Raw genomic sequence first — 14,621 nt, 5'->3', positions numbered from 1 at the left:
GCGTGCGGGGGGTGGGACACGGAACGCCCGGGGAGCCGGCCGCGCGGGCCGGCTCCCCGGAGCGGGCGCTACGGGGTGTTGTTGGCCAGCGCGAGCAGCCGGTCGCGGGAGCCGTTGAACTGGTCGCGGTCCACGTTGCCGGAGACGCCGCTCACCGAACCGGAGTCGGTGTACTGCCACACGGTGTGCACGCTGAAGCCGCCGGGCAGGGTGGGGCTGTTGGCGGTGGTCCAGTGGGCCACCCACAGCGGGCTCTGGCTCGCCATGCCGCTCCAGCTGCCGGTGCAGGTGTTCCACCAGCTCGGGGAGGTGTAGATGACCACGTCACGGCCGGTCCTGGCCTTGTACGTGTTGTAGAAGTCCTGGATCCAGGTGCGCATCTGCGTGGTGGACAGGCCGTAGCACTGGGCGCCGTACGGGTTGGACTCGATGTCCAGCACGCCGGGCAGCGTCAGGTTGTCCGCCGACCAGGCTCCGCCGTTGGAGGCGAAGAAGTTGGCCTGGGTCGCGCCGCTGGAGGAGTTCGGCAGCGCGAAGTGGTAGGTGCCCCGGATGACGCCCGCGGCGTGGGCGGCGGGGTAGTTGGTGTTGAAGCTGGGGTCGCGGTAGCTGGTCCCCTCGGTGGCCTTCATCCAGGCGAACTGGATCCCGGAGTTGCGCACCGAGGTCCAGTTGATGGAGCCCTGCCAGTGCGAGACGTCGATGCCCTGGACGCCGTCGGTCGGCGCGTACGGGGTGAACTGCGGCGCGTCGTCCGGGGTGGCGTCGCCGTGCGCCAGTTCCCCGGCGCCCATGAAGGCGGTTCCGGGGGCCAGCTCGCCCACCTCCAGGGTGGTGGGCTCGCCGGCCGGGGCGTCGGCCCCGGTGTCGGCGGCGGTCGCGGCGGTGGCGCTCAGCGGCGCGACCAGCAGAGTGAGGGAAGCGGCGAGGACACCGGCGAGGGTCAGCCGTCGCCGGCGGGATCCGGCGGTCCGGGCACGTCGGATGGACATGTACTACCTCCTGGCACAGAGATGTGGGGTGAGTGCCACAGAGCGAGTCAAACAGCCCGACGGTCATAGGGCAGGGCAGGCCGGGCCGCCGCGTCGTCGTGTGGGGGGACGTGGGGGTGTACGTTCGGCGTGTCTTGAAGTGTGCGCGCCAATAGTCACGCACACCAACCGGCGCCAGTAAAGGGAGTTCGGCGTCCCCCCGTGGACCAGTCCAGTGAAAAGGACGCTGACCTGGTGCAACGGGCGTAGACTCCGGGAACTTTCGGACTCGGAAAGTTGCTTGGTAATCGCACACGCGGTCGGACTGGCCCGGATGGGCGCACGGGAAGACCCCGGTGACATGCCGTCACCGGGGCCGGATGCGGACACTGCTGGACGGGGCGTCAGCAGCCGCCGCAGTTGTAGTAGGTCACATCCCAGTGGTTGCCCTCGCGGGCGTAGATGTTGCCCGAGCCCGACCGGTACTGGGCCGCGCCGTCCGCCCGGTTGCCGATGAAGGTGAAGCTGCCGGTGATGTAGTTGTTGATGCAGGTGTTCAGTCCGTAGTCGAGCTTGTAGCCGTTCCAGTGGCTGTAGGTGCCGCTGGCGTGCCCGGTCTCGGTGCCCCCGGTGATGTTGAGCGCGCAGCCGCTGGCCCGCTTGAGGGTCTGGGCGCCCTGGGCCGACTCCAGGTTGAGCTGGTCGAAGGACGTACAGGTGGACACGTTGCGGTTGGAGCAGCCGCCGGAGGACGACCAGGTGATGCCGACCGCCTGGAACATCGAGGTGGCCTGCGCGTGGGTGATCTTGGTGGCGTACGGCGTGACATCCGTGACCGCGGACACCGGCGCGGACACGGACGGGGACGCCGCGCCGGCGGCCGGGGCGGCGGCCAGCGCGGCACCGGTGAGGGCGAGAGCGGTGAGGACCGAACGGATTCTCATGGGTGGGGGGAACCCTCCTGCTGGGCGCCCGGATTGCGGGCGCATTTCATCAGATGACCGTGCAGGTGGTGCCCCGACATGCTGCCCCAGGTCTACGCGCGTTGGCCATGGCGTCCGGAAGACTCGGCAGGAAACTGACACGGCCGCCGGCGCCGCCCCTCCGAAACCGGGGGATCTTGCCGGTTTCCGGCGCCGCGTGACAGCCTGACCGGGCACCGGCACCACTCGAACGTCCCTGCGAGAGGACCTCATGACCAGCAGGAAGGAGCAGCCGCTCAGCGACATCCGCCGCTGGCGCGCCGGGCTCTTCGTCCTTTTCGTGATCGTCGGCGTCTCCATGTCGTCCTGGATCACCCGCACCCCCGACATCCGTGACGCCATCGGCGCCTCCACCGCCGGAATGGGCCTGGTCATCTTCGGCCTCTCGGTCGGCGCCATGACCGGAGTGCTCAGCTCGGGGCAGCTCGTCGCCCGGTTCGGCGGCCGGCCCGTCACCGCTGCCGGCATCGGCGTTCTGCTGCTCGGCCCCCTGCTGGTGGGGATCGGCGCGGCCACCGGCTCCGCCTGGCTGGTGTTCGTCGCCCTGGTGATCTTCGGCGCCGGCAGCGGCCTGATGGAGATCGCCGTCAACATCGAGGGCGCCGCCGTGGAACGGGCCCTGTCCCGCTCCGTGCTGCCCGCCCTGCACGGCTGCTTCAGCGCCGGCACCGTCGTCGGCGCCGCCACCGGCATCGCGCTGACCGCCGTCGACTTCTCCGTCGCCTGGCATCTGTGGCTGGTGACCGCCCTGTGCGCCCCGGCCGCCGCCTGGGCGGTACGGCAACTGCCGGCCGGCACCGGCCGCGAGGGCGCGGCGTCCACCGACGAGCCGCGCCTGACCAGGGCGGAACGGCTCGCGGTGTGGCGCGAGCCGCGCACCCTGATGCTGGGCGCGATCGTGCTCGGCATGGCCCTGGCCGAGGGCGCCGCCAACGACTGGCTGCCGCTGATCATGGTCGACGGCTACGAGCTGAACGCCACCACCGGCTCGCTGGTCTACACCCTGTTCGCCGCCGCCATGGCGACCGGCCGGTTCGGCGGGGAGTTCGTGCTCGCCCGGCTCGGCCGGGTCACCGTGGTCCGCGGCAGCGCCGTCCTGGCCGCCATCGGCATCCTCGTCGTCGTCTTCGCCCCGCACCCCGCGCTGGCCGCCGCCGCCGTGGTGCTGTGGGGCCTGGGCGCCTCCCTCGGCTTCCCGGTCACCCTCTCCGCCGCCGGCGACAGCCCGCACCACGCCGCCGCCCGGGTGAGCGCCGTGGCCACCATCGCCTATCTGGCCTTCCTCGCCGGGCCCCCGCTGCTGGGGCTGCTCGGTGAACACACCGGACTGCGCCACGCCATGCTCGCCGTCGCCGCCGTGGCGCTGCTCGTCAGCACCCTGGCCTCCGCCGCCCGCAGGCCGAGGACCCCGGCCGGCCCCGTACCGGCGGCTCCGGCTACGGCTGCGGAGCCCGCAGCCGCTCCCGTGCCGCCATCAGCGCGAAACCCAGCAGATTGAGCCCACGCCAGTGGGCCGGGTCCTGTGCGAGGGCATCGTCGGCCGCAAGACCGATGCCCCACACCGGGTCCACCGGGCTGGCCTCCACCAGCACCCGCTCCCCGGTGCCCAGCAGATAGGCCCCCAGCGCCGGGTGCTGCCCGAATTTGTGAACGCTGCCCTCCACCACGACGGCGAACCGCTCCGCGCGCCAGCGCTCCTCGTCGAAGCCGCGCACCGTGCGGCCCGCGGCCTTGGCGTCGCGGGGATGACCCGCGGCCAGCACCTCCGCGCGCGCCTCCTCGTCCCCGAACAGCCGCGCCTTGCCCGCCATCATCCAGTGCTCGGCGGTGGCGTAGGTCTCCCCGGCCACGGTGAACGGCGCGGGCCACCACTGGCTCAGACAGCCCGCCCCACGCTGCCGTCCCGCTGCGGCCGGTGCCCCCAGAAGTACAGGTACTTCAGCCGTTCACCGCGCGCGGCCCCGGCCGCCAGTTCCGCCGCGAGAGTCTCGCCCGGCAGCCCCGTGTTCCTCACCATGTCCCTCACCCTACGAACGGCCACTGACACCCTGTCGGCTCCTACAGATACAACCCCGCCTCCGCGCGCGAGGGCAGCGGCGCCACCGCCGTGGGCGCGGTGCCCCGGCGCAGCGCGTACAGCTCCGCCAGCGTGGCCCCGGCGCGCGGCACCCCCTCCTCGGTGCCCAGCCACGCCACCGCCTCCGGGCGGGTCAGCGGCCCCACCTCGATCCGCGCCAGACAGCGCCCGGGCCGTACCACCGCCGGATGCAGCCGCTCCAGGTCCTCGTTGGTGGTGATGCCCACCAGCACCCGGCGGCCCTGCCCCAGCAGCCCGTCGGTGAGGTTCAGCAGCCGGGACAGCGCCTGGCCCGCCGCGTCCTTCGCGCCGCCCCTGATCAGTTCGTCGCAGTCCTCCAGGATCAGCAGCCGCCAGCGGTCCCGCCGTGTCGGCTGCCCCTCCCCGGCCGGCTCCTCCTCGTACCGCAGCGCGTCCTCGCCGCCGTCCTCGTCCTCCTCGTCGTCCCCGATGACCACGTCCATCAGATAGCCGACCTCGGAGAACAGCCGCTCGGGGTCCAGCACGCAGTCCACCTGGCACCAATCCCGCCAGGAGCGGGCCAGGGTGCGCAGCGCCGAGGTCTTGCCGGTGCCCGGCGGCCCGTGGAGCAGCAGCAGCCGGCCGGCCACATCGGCGGCCGTGACCCCCATCAGGTCGTCCATGGCCCGCGCCACCGGCGCCGAGTACCCGGGGCGCACGGTCTCCCAGCTCTCCGCCGCGATCCGCCGGGTGGTACGCACCGCGCCGCGGCCACCGGGGGAGAAATGCCAGAAGCCCATGGTCACGTTCCCCGGATCGGGGTCCGGCGGCGCTTCGGCACCGGTGACCGTCTGCTTGAGGACCTGCTGCGCGAGTTCATCACTTTCGGCGATCACGGTCACCTGGGCGCCGTACGTCCAGCGCCGCGAACGCAGCATCCAGCCAGGCCCGCTCGCCAGCACGGCATAGGTGTCGTCGCCGCGCACCGTGCGGTGCACCTCGGCGCCGTCGGGGACCAGCGGGTGGTGCCTGCGCACCTTTTCCAGCCGGCGGCTGCGCGCGTACGGGAGCCGTCCCGAGGCGAATTCGCTGACCAGCAGCATGTCGACGATGTCGGCGGGCGCGGTGCTGTCGGTGATGGTGACGGGCAGGGCGGGCTCCTCTCCGGGTCGGGCGGGCGGGGGAACGGGAGTCATGCCCGCCATGATTGCCCGCGCCGGCCCGGTGCGCACCCGGATTTCTGACGCAAAAGCGCGCAAGGACGATGTTCGTCAACACCCTTGTGGGGAAAGGTGAAAGCTGGGACCGGGATACCCGCGCGCACTCGGGGGGCGTTAGGGTTACTCTGCCCGGACCGGGTGCCCTCGTACGGGTGGGAGAGTCATGGAGCAGATAACACGCGGCAGGCCCCGAGTGCCTGCGATCGATTGCGGGAGCGGCGCAAGCTCTACGCGCCTGGAACGCCATCTGAGCGTGCTGTCCGGACCTGCCGTGCCGGCGCGCGAGACCGAAGAGGCCACCACGCTGATGCGCGAGCTGACGACGCGGGATCGGCAGTCCACCAGGAACACCACCACGCGTGGTGCCCGGGTGCGGCTGTTCACCCCGCTGCGGAGGCTGCGGCGTACGCTCTTCGGCAGTCACGGCTGATACGGAACGTCACTTCCGTACCAGCCGCCTGGTCTCTCACGCGTCACTCGGGGGAGGAGTCCACCGATACGGCAAAGGAGAAGCGGTCGCCCCGGTAGTGGATGCGCGCGACATCCACGGTGCGTCCGTTCTCGTCGTACACCACCCCCGTGATGTGCAGGATCGGGCTCAGCAGCGGCACCGCGAGCAGCTGCGAGGTGGTCGGGTCGGCCAGCCGTGCCTGAACCGTGTTGGCGATCCGACCCACCGTCACTCCCGCGACGTCCCGCAGCACCCTGGTCATCGGCCAGCGTTCCAGATCCTCGGGCCGAATGCGCGCGGCGACCTCCGGGTGGAGCAAATTCTCCGCCCAGTTGGCGGCTTCTCCGCTCTCCCGGTCATACCGCAGCCGCCGGAAGGCGACGACTTCGGCGAGGCCGGGGAAGTACGGTGCCACCTCCACCGGGACCGGCACCGGGCCGTGTTCGAGCAAGGTGGTGGTCTCGCCCGACTGCTGGGCCACGATGGCGTCCACCGAGCCGAGCAGCCGTACCGGTGAACCGGGCCTGGCCGCCGGTTCGATGAAGGTGCCGCGCCGCCGGTGCCGGCTGATCAGCCCTTCCAGCTCCAGCTCCTTGAGCGCCTGCCGCATGGTGAGGACGGACACCCCGTAGTGCTCGGCGAGCTGTTCCTCGGTGGGCAGCCGCAGTGGTGCCTGCGGCGGGCGGCCGAGTATGGACGCCCGCAGCGACTGCGAGACCTGATACCACAAGGGCAGCTTGCGGTTCAGTTCGAGGGAGTCGGGGGCGAAGACGGTCACGGCGCGCTCCGGGAACTGGGGGGCTCAGGCGGTGAAGTGCCGTTGAAGACCCTCCCACACATTGTCGTATCCATGTTGCGGACGGTGCTCGCCGACCGCCGCCGCGCTCAGCGTCACCGGCCAGCGGGTCTCGAACATGAAGGCCAGGCCGTCCGCCACCTTCGCCGGTACGAGCTCGGCGGCGCTGGCCCGTTCGAAGGTCTCGCGGTCGGGACCGTGCGCCGACATCATGTTGTGCAGTGAGCCGCCGCCCGGGACGAAGCCCTCGGCCTTGGCGTCGTAGGCGCCCTCGATCAGGCCCATGTACTCGCTCATCACATTGCGGTGGAAGTACGGCGGGCGGAAGGTGTCCTCACCCACCAGCCAGCGCGGCGCGAACACCACGAAGTCGGCGTTGGCCAGGCCCGGGGTGTCCGAGGGCGAGGTCAGCACGGTGAAGATGGACGGGTCGGGGTGGTCGTAGCTGATCGAGCCGATGACGTTGAAGCGGCGCAGATCGTAGCGGTAGGGCACGTGGCTGCCGTGCCAGGCCACCACGTCCAGCGGCGAGTGGTCGTGGACGGCGGCCCACAGATGGCCGCAGAACTTGGTGATCACCTCGACCGGGCGTTCGACGTCCTCGTAGGCGGCCACCGGCGCCTCGAAGTCCCGGGCGGCGGCCAGGCCGTTGGCACCGATGGGGCCGAGCTCCGGCAGGACGAAGGGGCGGCCGTAGTTCTCGCAGACGTACCCGCGCGCCGCGCCGTCCGGCAGCTCCACCCGGAAGCGCACCCCGCGCGGGATGAGCGCGATGTGCCCGGGGCCGGCCTCCAGCACGCCGAACTCGGTGCGCAGCAGCACGGTGCCGCGCTCCGGGACGATCAGCAGTTCGCCGTCGGCGTTGCCGAACACCCGGTCCCGCATGGAGGCGTTGGCGTGGTAAAGGTGCACCGCCATCCCGGAGCGCTGCCGGATGTCCCCGTTGCCACCCAGGGTCCACAGCCCGGCGACGAAGTCGGTGCCGGCGGGCGGCTCGGGCAGCGGGTCCCAGCGCAGCCGGTTCGGGTCGGGCACCGTCTCGTCGAACGGCGTCCCGCGCAGGGCGCCCTGGCTGATCCGGGTGTACGGGGGGTGCGCCGCCGAGGGCCTGATGCGGTACAGCCAGGAGCGGCGCGAGGTGTCGCGCGGCTCGGTGAAGGCGCTGCCGCTCAGTTGCTCGGCGTACAGGCCCAGTGGGGCGCGCTGCGGGGAGTTGCGGCCGATGGGCAGTGCGCCGGGGACGGCCTCACTGGAGTGCTCGTTGCCGAATCCCGTGGAGTAGCGGATTCCGTCGCCGGCCGCCACCGTCGTTCGCTGTCCGCTGCCCATGGCGTGCTCCCGCCCATCGGTCCCGACGATCATTCCTGTGAGAGACCGTAGGAATCGAAGGGTGGCAAGTCAACTACCCGGACGGGTTCCGGTGGTGAATCCTTTGTTCAGAATCCGCCCTCCCCGGCCGGCCGCCCGGACCGCGCCAGCAGCCTGGCCACCCGTGGCCGGCCCCGGTACGGGCGCAGCACCTGCCGCATCGCGCGCAGCGCCAGCTCCACATCGCCCGAGCGCAGCCGCTCCCGGCCGGTCACGAACGCCTCCCAGGCCGCGCACGCCTCCTCCAGATGCCCCGCGCGCAGCAGGAGCCGACCGCATCTCGCCTGGGTGAGCGCGTGGCCGCGGACATCGGCGGCGGGCCGCTCGGCCGCCCCGCGGCGCAGCGCCGCCAGCGCGCCCGGCAGATCGCCGAGCGCCTCCAGCGTCAGCGCGGTCTGGTACAGCAGGCACCAGCGGGGATAGCGGTCGAACGGGCCCCCGGTCCCCGGCCCCTGCTCCTCCGCCCGCTGCCCCGCGTGCTCGGCCCGCACCAGCGCCCGGAGGGCGCCGCGCCGGTCCCCGCAGTGCGCCAGCACGACGCCCAGCTGCGCCTGGATGTACGACTGCTGCGCGGGCGGTGCCCAGCGGGCGGTACGGGCGGCGGCCTCGGCCAGCCGCAGCGCGGAGGGCAGCTGGCCCAGCCGCTGCGCCTGCCCGCTCATCGCCCGCAGCACGATGCTCCAGGTGGCCCGGTCCCCGGCCTCGCCCGCCAGCTGGTGGGCGCTGGTGAAGTACCGCTGGGCGAGCCCGTGCCGCTGGCCGTCCTCGTACATCCGGGCCAGGACGAAGGCCAGCCGGGCGGCGCCGGTGAGCAGTTCGGCGCGGGTGGCCGGGGGCCGCCCCGGTACGACCAGCAACGGGGCGACGTCCTCGGCGAGATGCAGAGCGAGCGCGCCGCGGGCGTGCCGCCCGCCGTGGGTGCGCATGGCGGTGGCGAAGAACACCGTCGCCTCGTGCAGCGCGCGGGTGGCCTCGGCGGGCGGCCCTTCCGGCACAGGCGGCCGGGGCCCGGGTACCGGCAGCGGTACCGCGGAGTCCGCCACCCGGTAGGGACGCTGCCGCAGCAGGGAGGCACGCCGTCCGCCGTCCGCGTCCGTGCGGCACAGCTGGGCGAAGCGGGGTACGGGGCCGGTCCGCCGGGCGGCCTGCGGGCCGGTGGCGGGGGGTGTCGGCCCGCCGGGGAAGCCGGCCTCGCGCACGGTGAGCGGCCGTCCGGTGCGCCGCGACAGCGCCTCGGCGATCAGCTGGGGGACGGGGTGCCGGGGCTGGGTGCCGGAGAGCCAGTGCGCGACGGCCGTGCGGTCGTAGCGCAGCGCGGTGCCGGCCTCGGCACCGACGGCGTTGACCGCGCGGGCCAGGTCCGCCTGTGTCCAGCCGGCCTCCCGCAGCAGTGCTCGCAGCTGGTCATTGGGGCCGCGCCGTTCCGTCATGCCTTCTTGGTCTCACAACCGGGGGCACGGGTGGCAGGGCGCATCGGCGCACAAGCTCGCCCGATTCTGACCCAATATCACACCATTGGGTAAGAATTTCAGTGCGATGTCACCCTTGGGGAGGAGCGTGCGACCGCGCACGGATCGCGGGAGCGGCCCGGCGTCAGAGGAAGTACCGGGTGACCGTCTCCGCCACGCACACCGGCTTGTGCCCGCCCTCGCGCTCCACCGTCACCGTGAGGGTGAGCTGCACCCCGTCCCCGGGCACCTGCACCACCTCATGGATCCCCGCCGTGCCGCGCAGCCGCGAGCCCACCGGCACCGGGGCGGGGAACCGCACCCGGTTCACTCCGTAGTTGACGGCCAGCCTGGTCCCTTCCACCCGGATCAGCCGGCGCACGAACTCGGGCAGCAGGGCCAGCGTGAGATAGCCGTGCGCGACCGTCGAGCCGAACGGGCCACCGGCCGCCCGCTCCGGATCCACATGGATCCACTGGTGATCGCCCGTCGCCTCGGCGAACAGGTCGATCCGCCGCTGGTCGACCTCCAGCCAGTCACTGGTCCCCAGGTGGGCGCCGGAGGCGCCCCGCAGTTCATCGACCGACGCAAAGATCCGCGGCTCCGCCATCCGCCCAGCATGCTGACGGCCTTCACCACTGTCAACGCCCCGGAGCCGCCGGGAGCGCCCCCATTGACGGTGCGCGCGGCCGGTGATCTGATCGGGAGCGCCGTGGGGGCTGGTTCGAACTGCCGTACTCACCAGGGACATGGGAGATGCCATGCGCGCCCACCGGGCCAGAACAACCGTTGTCACCGCCGTCGCCGCCCTCACCGTCTCACTGCTGACCGCCGGCGGTGCCTGCGCCACCGAGACCCGGGACGAGACCCCCGACGAGGCCCCCACCACCAGCGCCCCGGCCACCGGCCCCGGTCAGGCCACCCCGCCCGGCGCGTTCAGCGAGCCCGCCGGCCTCGAGGAACTGTCCGCGGGCTGGTCGATGCCCTGGGGCGCCGACTGGCTGCCGGACGGCTCCGCCCTGTACACCGAACGCGACACCCACCGCGTCGTGCATCTCGCCCCGGACGGCACCCGCACGGTCATCGGCACCGTCCCCGACGTCGTGCACGGCGGCGAGGGCGGACTGCTGGGCCTCGCCGTGTCCCCCGGCTTCGCCACCGACCGGACGCTGTACGTCTTCCACACCGCGGCGGGCGACAACCGCATCGCCCGCCTGACCTGGGACGGCGACACCCTCGGCGGCTACGAGACCATCCTCACCGGCATCGCCAAGGCGAGCATCCACAACGGCGGCCGGCTCGCCTTCGGGCCCGACGGCCACCTCTACGCCACCACCGGCGACGCCGCCGTCCCGCGACTCGCCCAGGACCCCGCCGCCCTGGAGGGCAAGATCCTGCGCATCACCACCGACGGCGACCCCGCCCCCGGCAACCCCTTCGGCACCCCCGTCTACAGCCTGGGCCACCGCAACGCCCAGGGCCTGGCCTGGGACGACGAAGGGCGCCTGTGGTCCTCCGAACTGGGCCAGAACACCTGGGACGAACTCAACCTCATCGAGCCCGGCGCCAACTACGGCTGGCCCGAGTGCGAAGGCGTGTGCGGCCGGGAGGGGTTCACCGATCCCAAGGAGACCTGGTCCACCGCGGAGGCGTCCCCCAGCGGCCTCGCCTACGCGGACGGCTCCCTCTACATGGCCGCGCTGCGCGGCCAGCGGCTGTGGCGCATCCCGGTGGAGGGCACCGACACCGGCACCCCCCAGGCGTACTACCAGGGCGAAGTCGGCCGGCAGCGCACCGTCCTCAGCACCCCCTCGGGCGACGCCCTGTGGCTGTCCACCTCCAACGGCCCCGGCGGCGACGCCGTGCACCGGGTCACCCTTCAGTAGCGGCACGCACCGAAGGTTGACGGCGGCCCGCCGGGCGCCCAAGATCTGAAGCCAGTCCGGGGCCGAGGCGATGGGGCGGGGCAGGCATGGCGTACGACGCCGACGTGATCGTGATCGGAGCCGGCCTCGCCGGGCTGGTCGCCACCGCCGAACTGGCCTCGGCCGGCCGCACGGTGATCCTGCTCGACCAGGAACCCGAGGCGTCCCTGGGCGGCCAGGCCCACTGGTCCTTCGGCGGCCTGTTCCTCGTCAACTCACCCGAGCAGCGCCGGCTGCGCATCCGCGACAGCCGCGAACTCGCCTGGCAGGACTGGCAGGGCACGGCGGGCTTCGACCGCGAGGAGGACACCTGGCCGCGCCGCTGGGCCCGCGCCTACACCGAGTTCGCCGCGGGGGAGAAGCGCGCCTGGCTGCACGGCCAGGGGGTGCGCTTCTTCCCCGTCGTCGGCTGGGCCGAGCGCGGCGGCGGCGACGCCGGCGGGCACGGCAACTCCGTACCCCGCTTCCACATCACCTGGGGCACCGGTCCCGGCCTGCTCGCCCCCTTCGAACGCCGGGTCAGGGAGGCCGCGGCCACCGGTCTGGTGGACCTGCGCTTCCGGCACCGGGTCACCGCACTGGCCACCACCGACGGCACCGTGGACACCGTCACCGGCGAGGTGCTCACCCCCGACTCCGTGCCGCGCGGAGCGGCCAGCAGCCGCGAGGTGGCCGGCGCCTTCGAACTGCGCGCCCAGGCCGTCGTCATCACCACCGGCGGCATCGGCGGCAACCCCGAACTGGTGCGCGCCCACTGGCCCCAGCGGCTGGGCACCGCCCCGCGCCGGATGCTCACCGGGGTGCCCGCGCACGTCGACGGCCTGATGCTGGGCATCGCCGAACGGGCCGGGGCGCGCCTGGTCAACCGGGACCGGATGTGGCACTACACGGAGGGCATCCACAACTGGAATCCGGTGTGGGCCCGGCACGGCGTCCGCATCCTGCCCGGACCGTCCTCGCTGTGGCTGGACGCCACCGGCAAACGGCTGCCCGTGCCGCTCTTCCCCGGCTTCGACACCCTCGGCACCCTCGAACACATCATGCGCACCGGACACGAATACACCTGGTTCGTGCTCACCCAGCGCATCATCGAGAAGGAGTTCGCCCTCTCCGGCTCCGAACAGAACCCGGACCTGACCGGCAAGAGTGTGCGCCAGGTCCTGGGACGGGCACGGTCGGGCGCCCCCGCCCCGGTGCGCGCGTTCCTGGAGCACGGCGCGGACTTCGTCGTCGCGGGCGACCCGGCCGCGCTGGCCCGCGGCATGAACGGCGTCACCGGCGACGGACTGATCGACGAGGCCCTGCTGCGCCGTGAGATCGAGGCACGTGACCGGGAGATCGGCAACCCGTTCTCCAAGGATCTCCAGCTGACCGCGGTGCACGGGGCCCGGCGCTACCTCGGCGACAAGCTCATCCGGGTGGCCGCCCCGCACCGGCTGCTCGACCCCAAGGCCGGCCCGCTGATCGCCGTCCGGCTGAACCTGCTCACCCGCAAGACGCTCGGCGGCCTGCTCACCGACCTCGGCGGCCGGGTCCTGGGCGAGGACGGCGAACCGCTGCCCGGCCTGTACGCGGCCGGCGAGGCGGCCGGCTTCGGCGGCGGCGGCATGCACGGATACCGTTCCCTGGAGGGGACGTTCCTGGGCGGCTGCCTGTTCTCCGGCCGCGCGGCCGGCCGTGCCGCCGCCCGCGCGCTGTAGGCAACACTGAGGGGGAGACATGCGTACACCGGCCCGTGCACCGGTCCTGAGCACGGCCCGCAGGTCGGTTCTGCTCGTCCTGCTGCTGCTGGCCACCCAACTGGTGGCCGTCGCCTGGCCCGCGTACGCGTGCGGCTGCGGCGGCATGGTCACCGGCCCCGGGCAGCGGCTCACGGTCGAGGAGGAGACCTCGGCGGTGCGCTGGGACGGCGAGACCGAACAGATCGTCATGAGCCTGACGGTGGGCGGGGACGCCGCCGAGGCCGCCTGGATCATGCCGGTGCCCAGCCGTGCCGAGGTCTCCCTCGGCGACCCCGGGCTGTTCGACGAACTGTGGTCGGCCGCCGCCCCCGAGTACCGCGACCGCTTCTACTTCTGGCCGCGCCCGGGTGACTGGCCGCGCGGCGAGGAGGGCGACGGCGCGATGGCGGGCGCGGCGCCCGACACGGGCGCGCCCCCCGTGGGGGTGGTCAGCCGGGACCGCCTGGGCCCCTTCGACGTGGCCCGGCTGACCGCCACCGACCCCACCGCGCTGGAGGAGTGGCTGCGGGACAACGGCTTCACCCTCCCCGCGGACATGGCCGCCGAACTCACCCCCTACGTCGAGCAGGAGTGGGAGTACGTGGCGCTGCGGCTCGCCCCGGACGCGCCCGGCGAGCAGGACGCGGTCCTGGGCGGCACCCTGGACCCCATCAGCCTCACCTTCGCCTCCGACGAACTCGTCTACCCCATGCGGCTGTCCCGGCTGGCCGAGACCGAGCAACTGCTGACCCTCTACGTCCTGTCCGCCCACCGCATGGAGCCCGCCTCCACCCTCGGCGGCGATCAGCCCGAGGTCACCTTCGCCGGACGCCTCACCCCCTCGCCCGGCCCGCTGCGCGACCTGGCGGGCGAGGACGCCTTCCTCACCGTGATCCGCCAGGAGTTCGCCCGGCCGGGACTGATCGAGGGCGACCACGTGCTGCGCCGCACGGCCGAGGACACCGAGTTCCGCAGGGTGTACTACGACGACCGGCTGCTGCACTGGTTCGGCGTCCCCGCCTGGCAGCTCACCACCGGGGCCGTGGTCGTCCTGGCCCTGGTGCCCGTGGTGTGGGCCGTGCGGCAGTGGCGGCGACGGAAGGAACCGGCCTGGAGCTGATCATTTCGCCCTGCCAGGGCTGTCCACCGCACTGACCGCGGTGGCCTTCGCCGACGAACCGCTGCCGCGCGGGGCCGCTGCCCCGGCGCACCGGCCGGCGGCCCCGGGCCAGGCGGCCCGCGCTCAGGTACCGGCCGGGAGCCGGGGGGCGGAGGAGTCCCCGACCTCTTCGAGACGGGTGATCAGGCGGGCCAGCAGGGCGCTGAGCAGTTCCTCGTCCGCGCCACCGCCCGGCAGTTCGGGGTTGTCCGCGCGCACCAGGCCGTCCAGCCGCCGCCAGTGCTCGGTGCCGCGCGGGGTCAGCGCGGCCAGCACCCGCCGCCGGTCCAGCGGGTCCACGCGACGGTGCACCAGACCGTCGTCCACCAGCTGATCCACCAGCCGGGTCAGGGTGGGCGGCGGCAGCAGCACCCGCTCGGCGATGGCCGTCATGCCGTGCCCCTCGCCGTCCGCGAGCAGCGACAGCACCCGCCAGGCGTCCACCGTGCAGCCCGTGCCCTCCAGCACGGCACGCAGCCGGCGGACCGCGAGCCGTTCGGCTCGGGTGAGCAGCGTGGCCAGATCGTCAGCGGGCATCTCG

Annotated in this window: 13 protein-coding genes and 1 pseudogene; 5 read left to right on the top strand and 9 right to left on the bottom strand. The window is 73.1% G+C overall.

Going from position 1 to position 14,621, the window contains the following annotated elements; translation table 11 throughout:
* Positions 1-68: 68 nt before the first annotated feature.
* Both SXIM_RS03055 and SXIM_RS03050 read right to left on the bottom strand, forming a co-directional pair.
* Complete coding sequence (locus tag SXIM_RS03055) at positions 69-992, bottom strand: lysozyme (RefSeq protein WP_030727812.1); 924 nt, start codon at positions 990-992, stop codon at positions 69-71.
* Positions 993-1,375: 383 nt separating this feature from the next.
* Positions 1,376-1,915 (bottom strand): hypothetical protein, encoded by a 540-nt coding sequence (locus SXIM_RS03050; RefSeq protein ID WP_030727809.1) that lies wholly within the window; start codon positions 1,913-1,915, stop codon positions 1,376-1,378.
* A 250-nt stretch (positions 1,916-2,165) separates the two neighbouring features.
* Between SXIM_RS03050 and SXIM_RS03045 the strand changes: the two genes are divergently transcribed.
* The gene (locus SXIM_RS03045) at positions 2,166-3,452 is read left to right on the top strand and encodes an MFS transporter (protein WP_030727807.1); all 1,287 of its coding nucleotides are present in this window, start codon (positions 2,166-2,168) and stop codon (positions 3,450-3,452) included.
* Here the strand turns inward: SXIM_RS03045 and SXIM_RS03040 are convergent.
* Positions 3,391-3,971 (bottom strand): annotated as a pseudogene (locus SXIM_RS03040) (NADAR family protein). The gene SXIM_RS03045 and the pseudogene SXIM_RS03040 overlap by 62 nt on opposite strands.
* Positions 3,972-4,012: 41 nt before the next feature.
* A complete protein-coding gene (locus SXIM_RS03035) occupies positions 4,013-5,197 on the bottom strand; it encodes a DUF5925 domain-containing protein (protein ID WP_376048291.1) in 1,185 nt (394 codons plus the stop codon).
* Positions 5,198-5,375: 178 nt separating this feature from the next.
* On the opposite strand from SXIM_RS03035, the gene SXIM_RS03030 reads away from it, so the two are divergent.
* Positions 5,376-5,642, top strand: a complete 267-nt coding sequence (locus tag SXIM_RS03030; protein ID WP_043176938.1) for a hypothetical protein — start codon at positions 5,376-5,378, stop codon at positions 5,640-5,642.
* Between the two features lie 43 nt (positions 5,643-5,685).
* On the opposite strand, the gene SXIM_RS03025 is transcribed toward SXIM_RS03030, so the two are convergent.
* From SXIM_RS03025 to SXIM_RS03010, 4 genes are all read right to left on the bottom strand, one after another.
* A complete protein-coding gene (locus SXIM_RS03025; RefSeq protein ID WP_030727798.1) occupies positions 5,686-6,441 on the bottom strand; it encodes a GntR family transcriptional regulator in 756 nt (251 codons plus the stop codon).
* Positions 6,442-6,465: 24 nt separating this feature from the next.
* Positions 6,466-7,788: a homogentisate 1,2-dioxygenase gene (hmgA, locus tag SXIM_RS03020; protein ID WP_046722873.1), complete on the bottom strand. Its 1,323-nt coding sequence runs from the start codon at positions 7,786-7,788 to the stop codon at positions 6,466-6,468.
* 107 nt (positions 7,789-7,895) lie between these two features.
* Positions 7,896-9,257: an NsdA family TPR-like regulatory protein gene (locus tag SXIM_RS03015; protein WP_053116073.1), complete on the bottom strand. Its 1,362-nt coding sequence runs from the start codon at positions 9,255-9,257 to the stop codon at positions 7,896-7,898.
* Between the two features lie 163 nt (positions 9,258-9,420).
* Complete coding sequence (locus SXIM_RS03010; protein ID WP_030727788.1) at positions 9,421-9,885, bottom strand: MaoC family dehydratase; 465 nt, start codon at positions 9,883-9,885, stop codon at positions 9,421-9,423.
* A 139-nt stretch (positions 9,886-10,024) separates the two neighbouring features.
* Here SXIM_RS03010 and SXIM_RS03005 point away from each other — a divergent pair, with 139 nt between their 5' ends.
* From SXIM_RS03005 to SXIM_RS02995, 3 genes are all read left to right on the top strand, one after another.
* Entirely contained in the window at positions 10,025-11,161 is a 1,137-nt protein-coding gene (locus tag SXIM_RS03005) for a PQQ-dependent sugar dehydrogenase (RefSeq protein WP_246156827.1), read from the top strand.
* An 86-nt stretch (positions 11,162-11,247) separates the two neighbouring features.
* Entirely contained in the window at positions 11,248-12,900 is a 1,653-nt protein-coding gene (locus SXIM_RS03000) for an FAD-binding dehydrogenase (protein ID WP_030727782.1), read from the top strand.
* A gap of 19 nt (positions 12,901-12,919) precedes the next feature.
* Entirely contained in the window at positions 12,920-14,041 is a 1,122-nt protein-coding gene (locus SXIM_RS02995) for a DUF2330 domain-containing protein (RefSeq protein ID WP_046722871.1), read from the top strand.
* Between the two features lie 123 nt (positions 14,042-14,164).
* Here SXIM_RS02995 and SXIM_RS02990 read toward each other — a convergent pair whose 3' ends face one another.
* Positions 14,165-14,617: a MarR family winged helix-turn-helix transcriptional regulator gene (locus tag SXIM_RS02990; protein WP_043176936.1), complete on the bottom strand. Its 453-nt coding sequence runs from the start codon at positions 14,615-14,617 to the stop codon at positions 14,165-14,167.
* Between the last annotated feature and the right edge of the window lie 4 nt (positions 14,618-14,621).

It is taken from the genome of Streptomyces xiamenensis (assembly GCF_000993785.3).
Taxonomy (GTDB): domain Bacteria; phylum Actinomycetota; class Actinomycetes; order Streptomycetales; family Streptomycetaceae; genus Streptomyces; species Streptomyces xiamenensis.
This window is presented reverse-complemented; position numbering and strand designations above follow the sequence as displayed.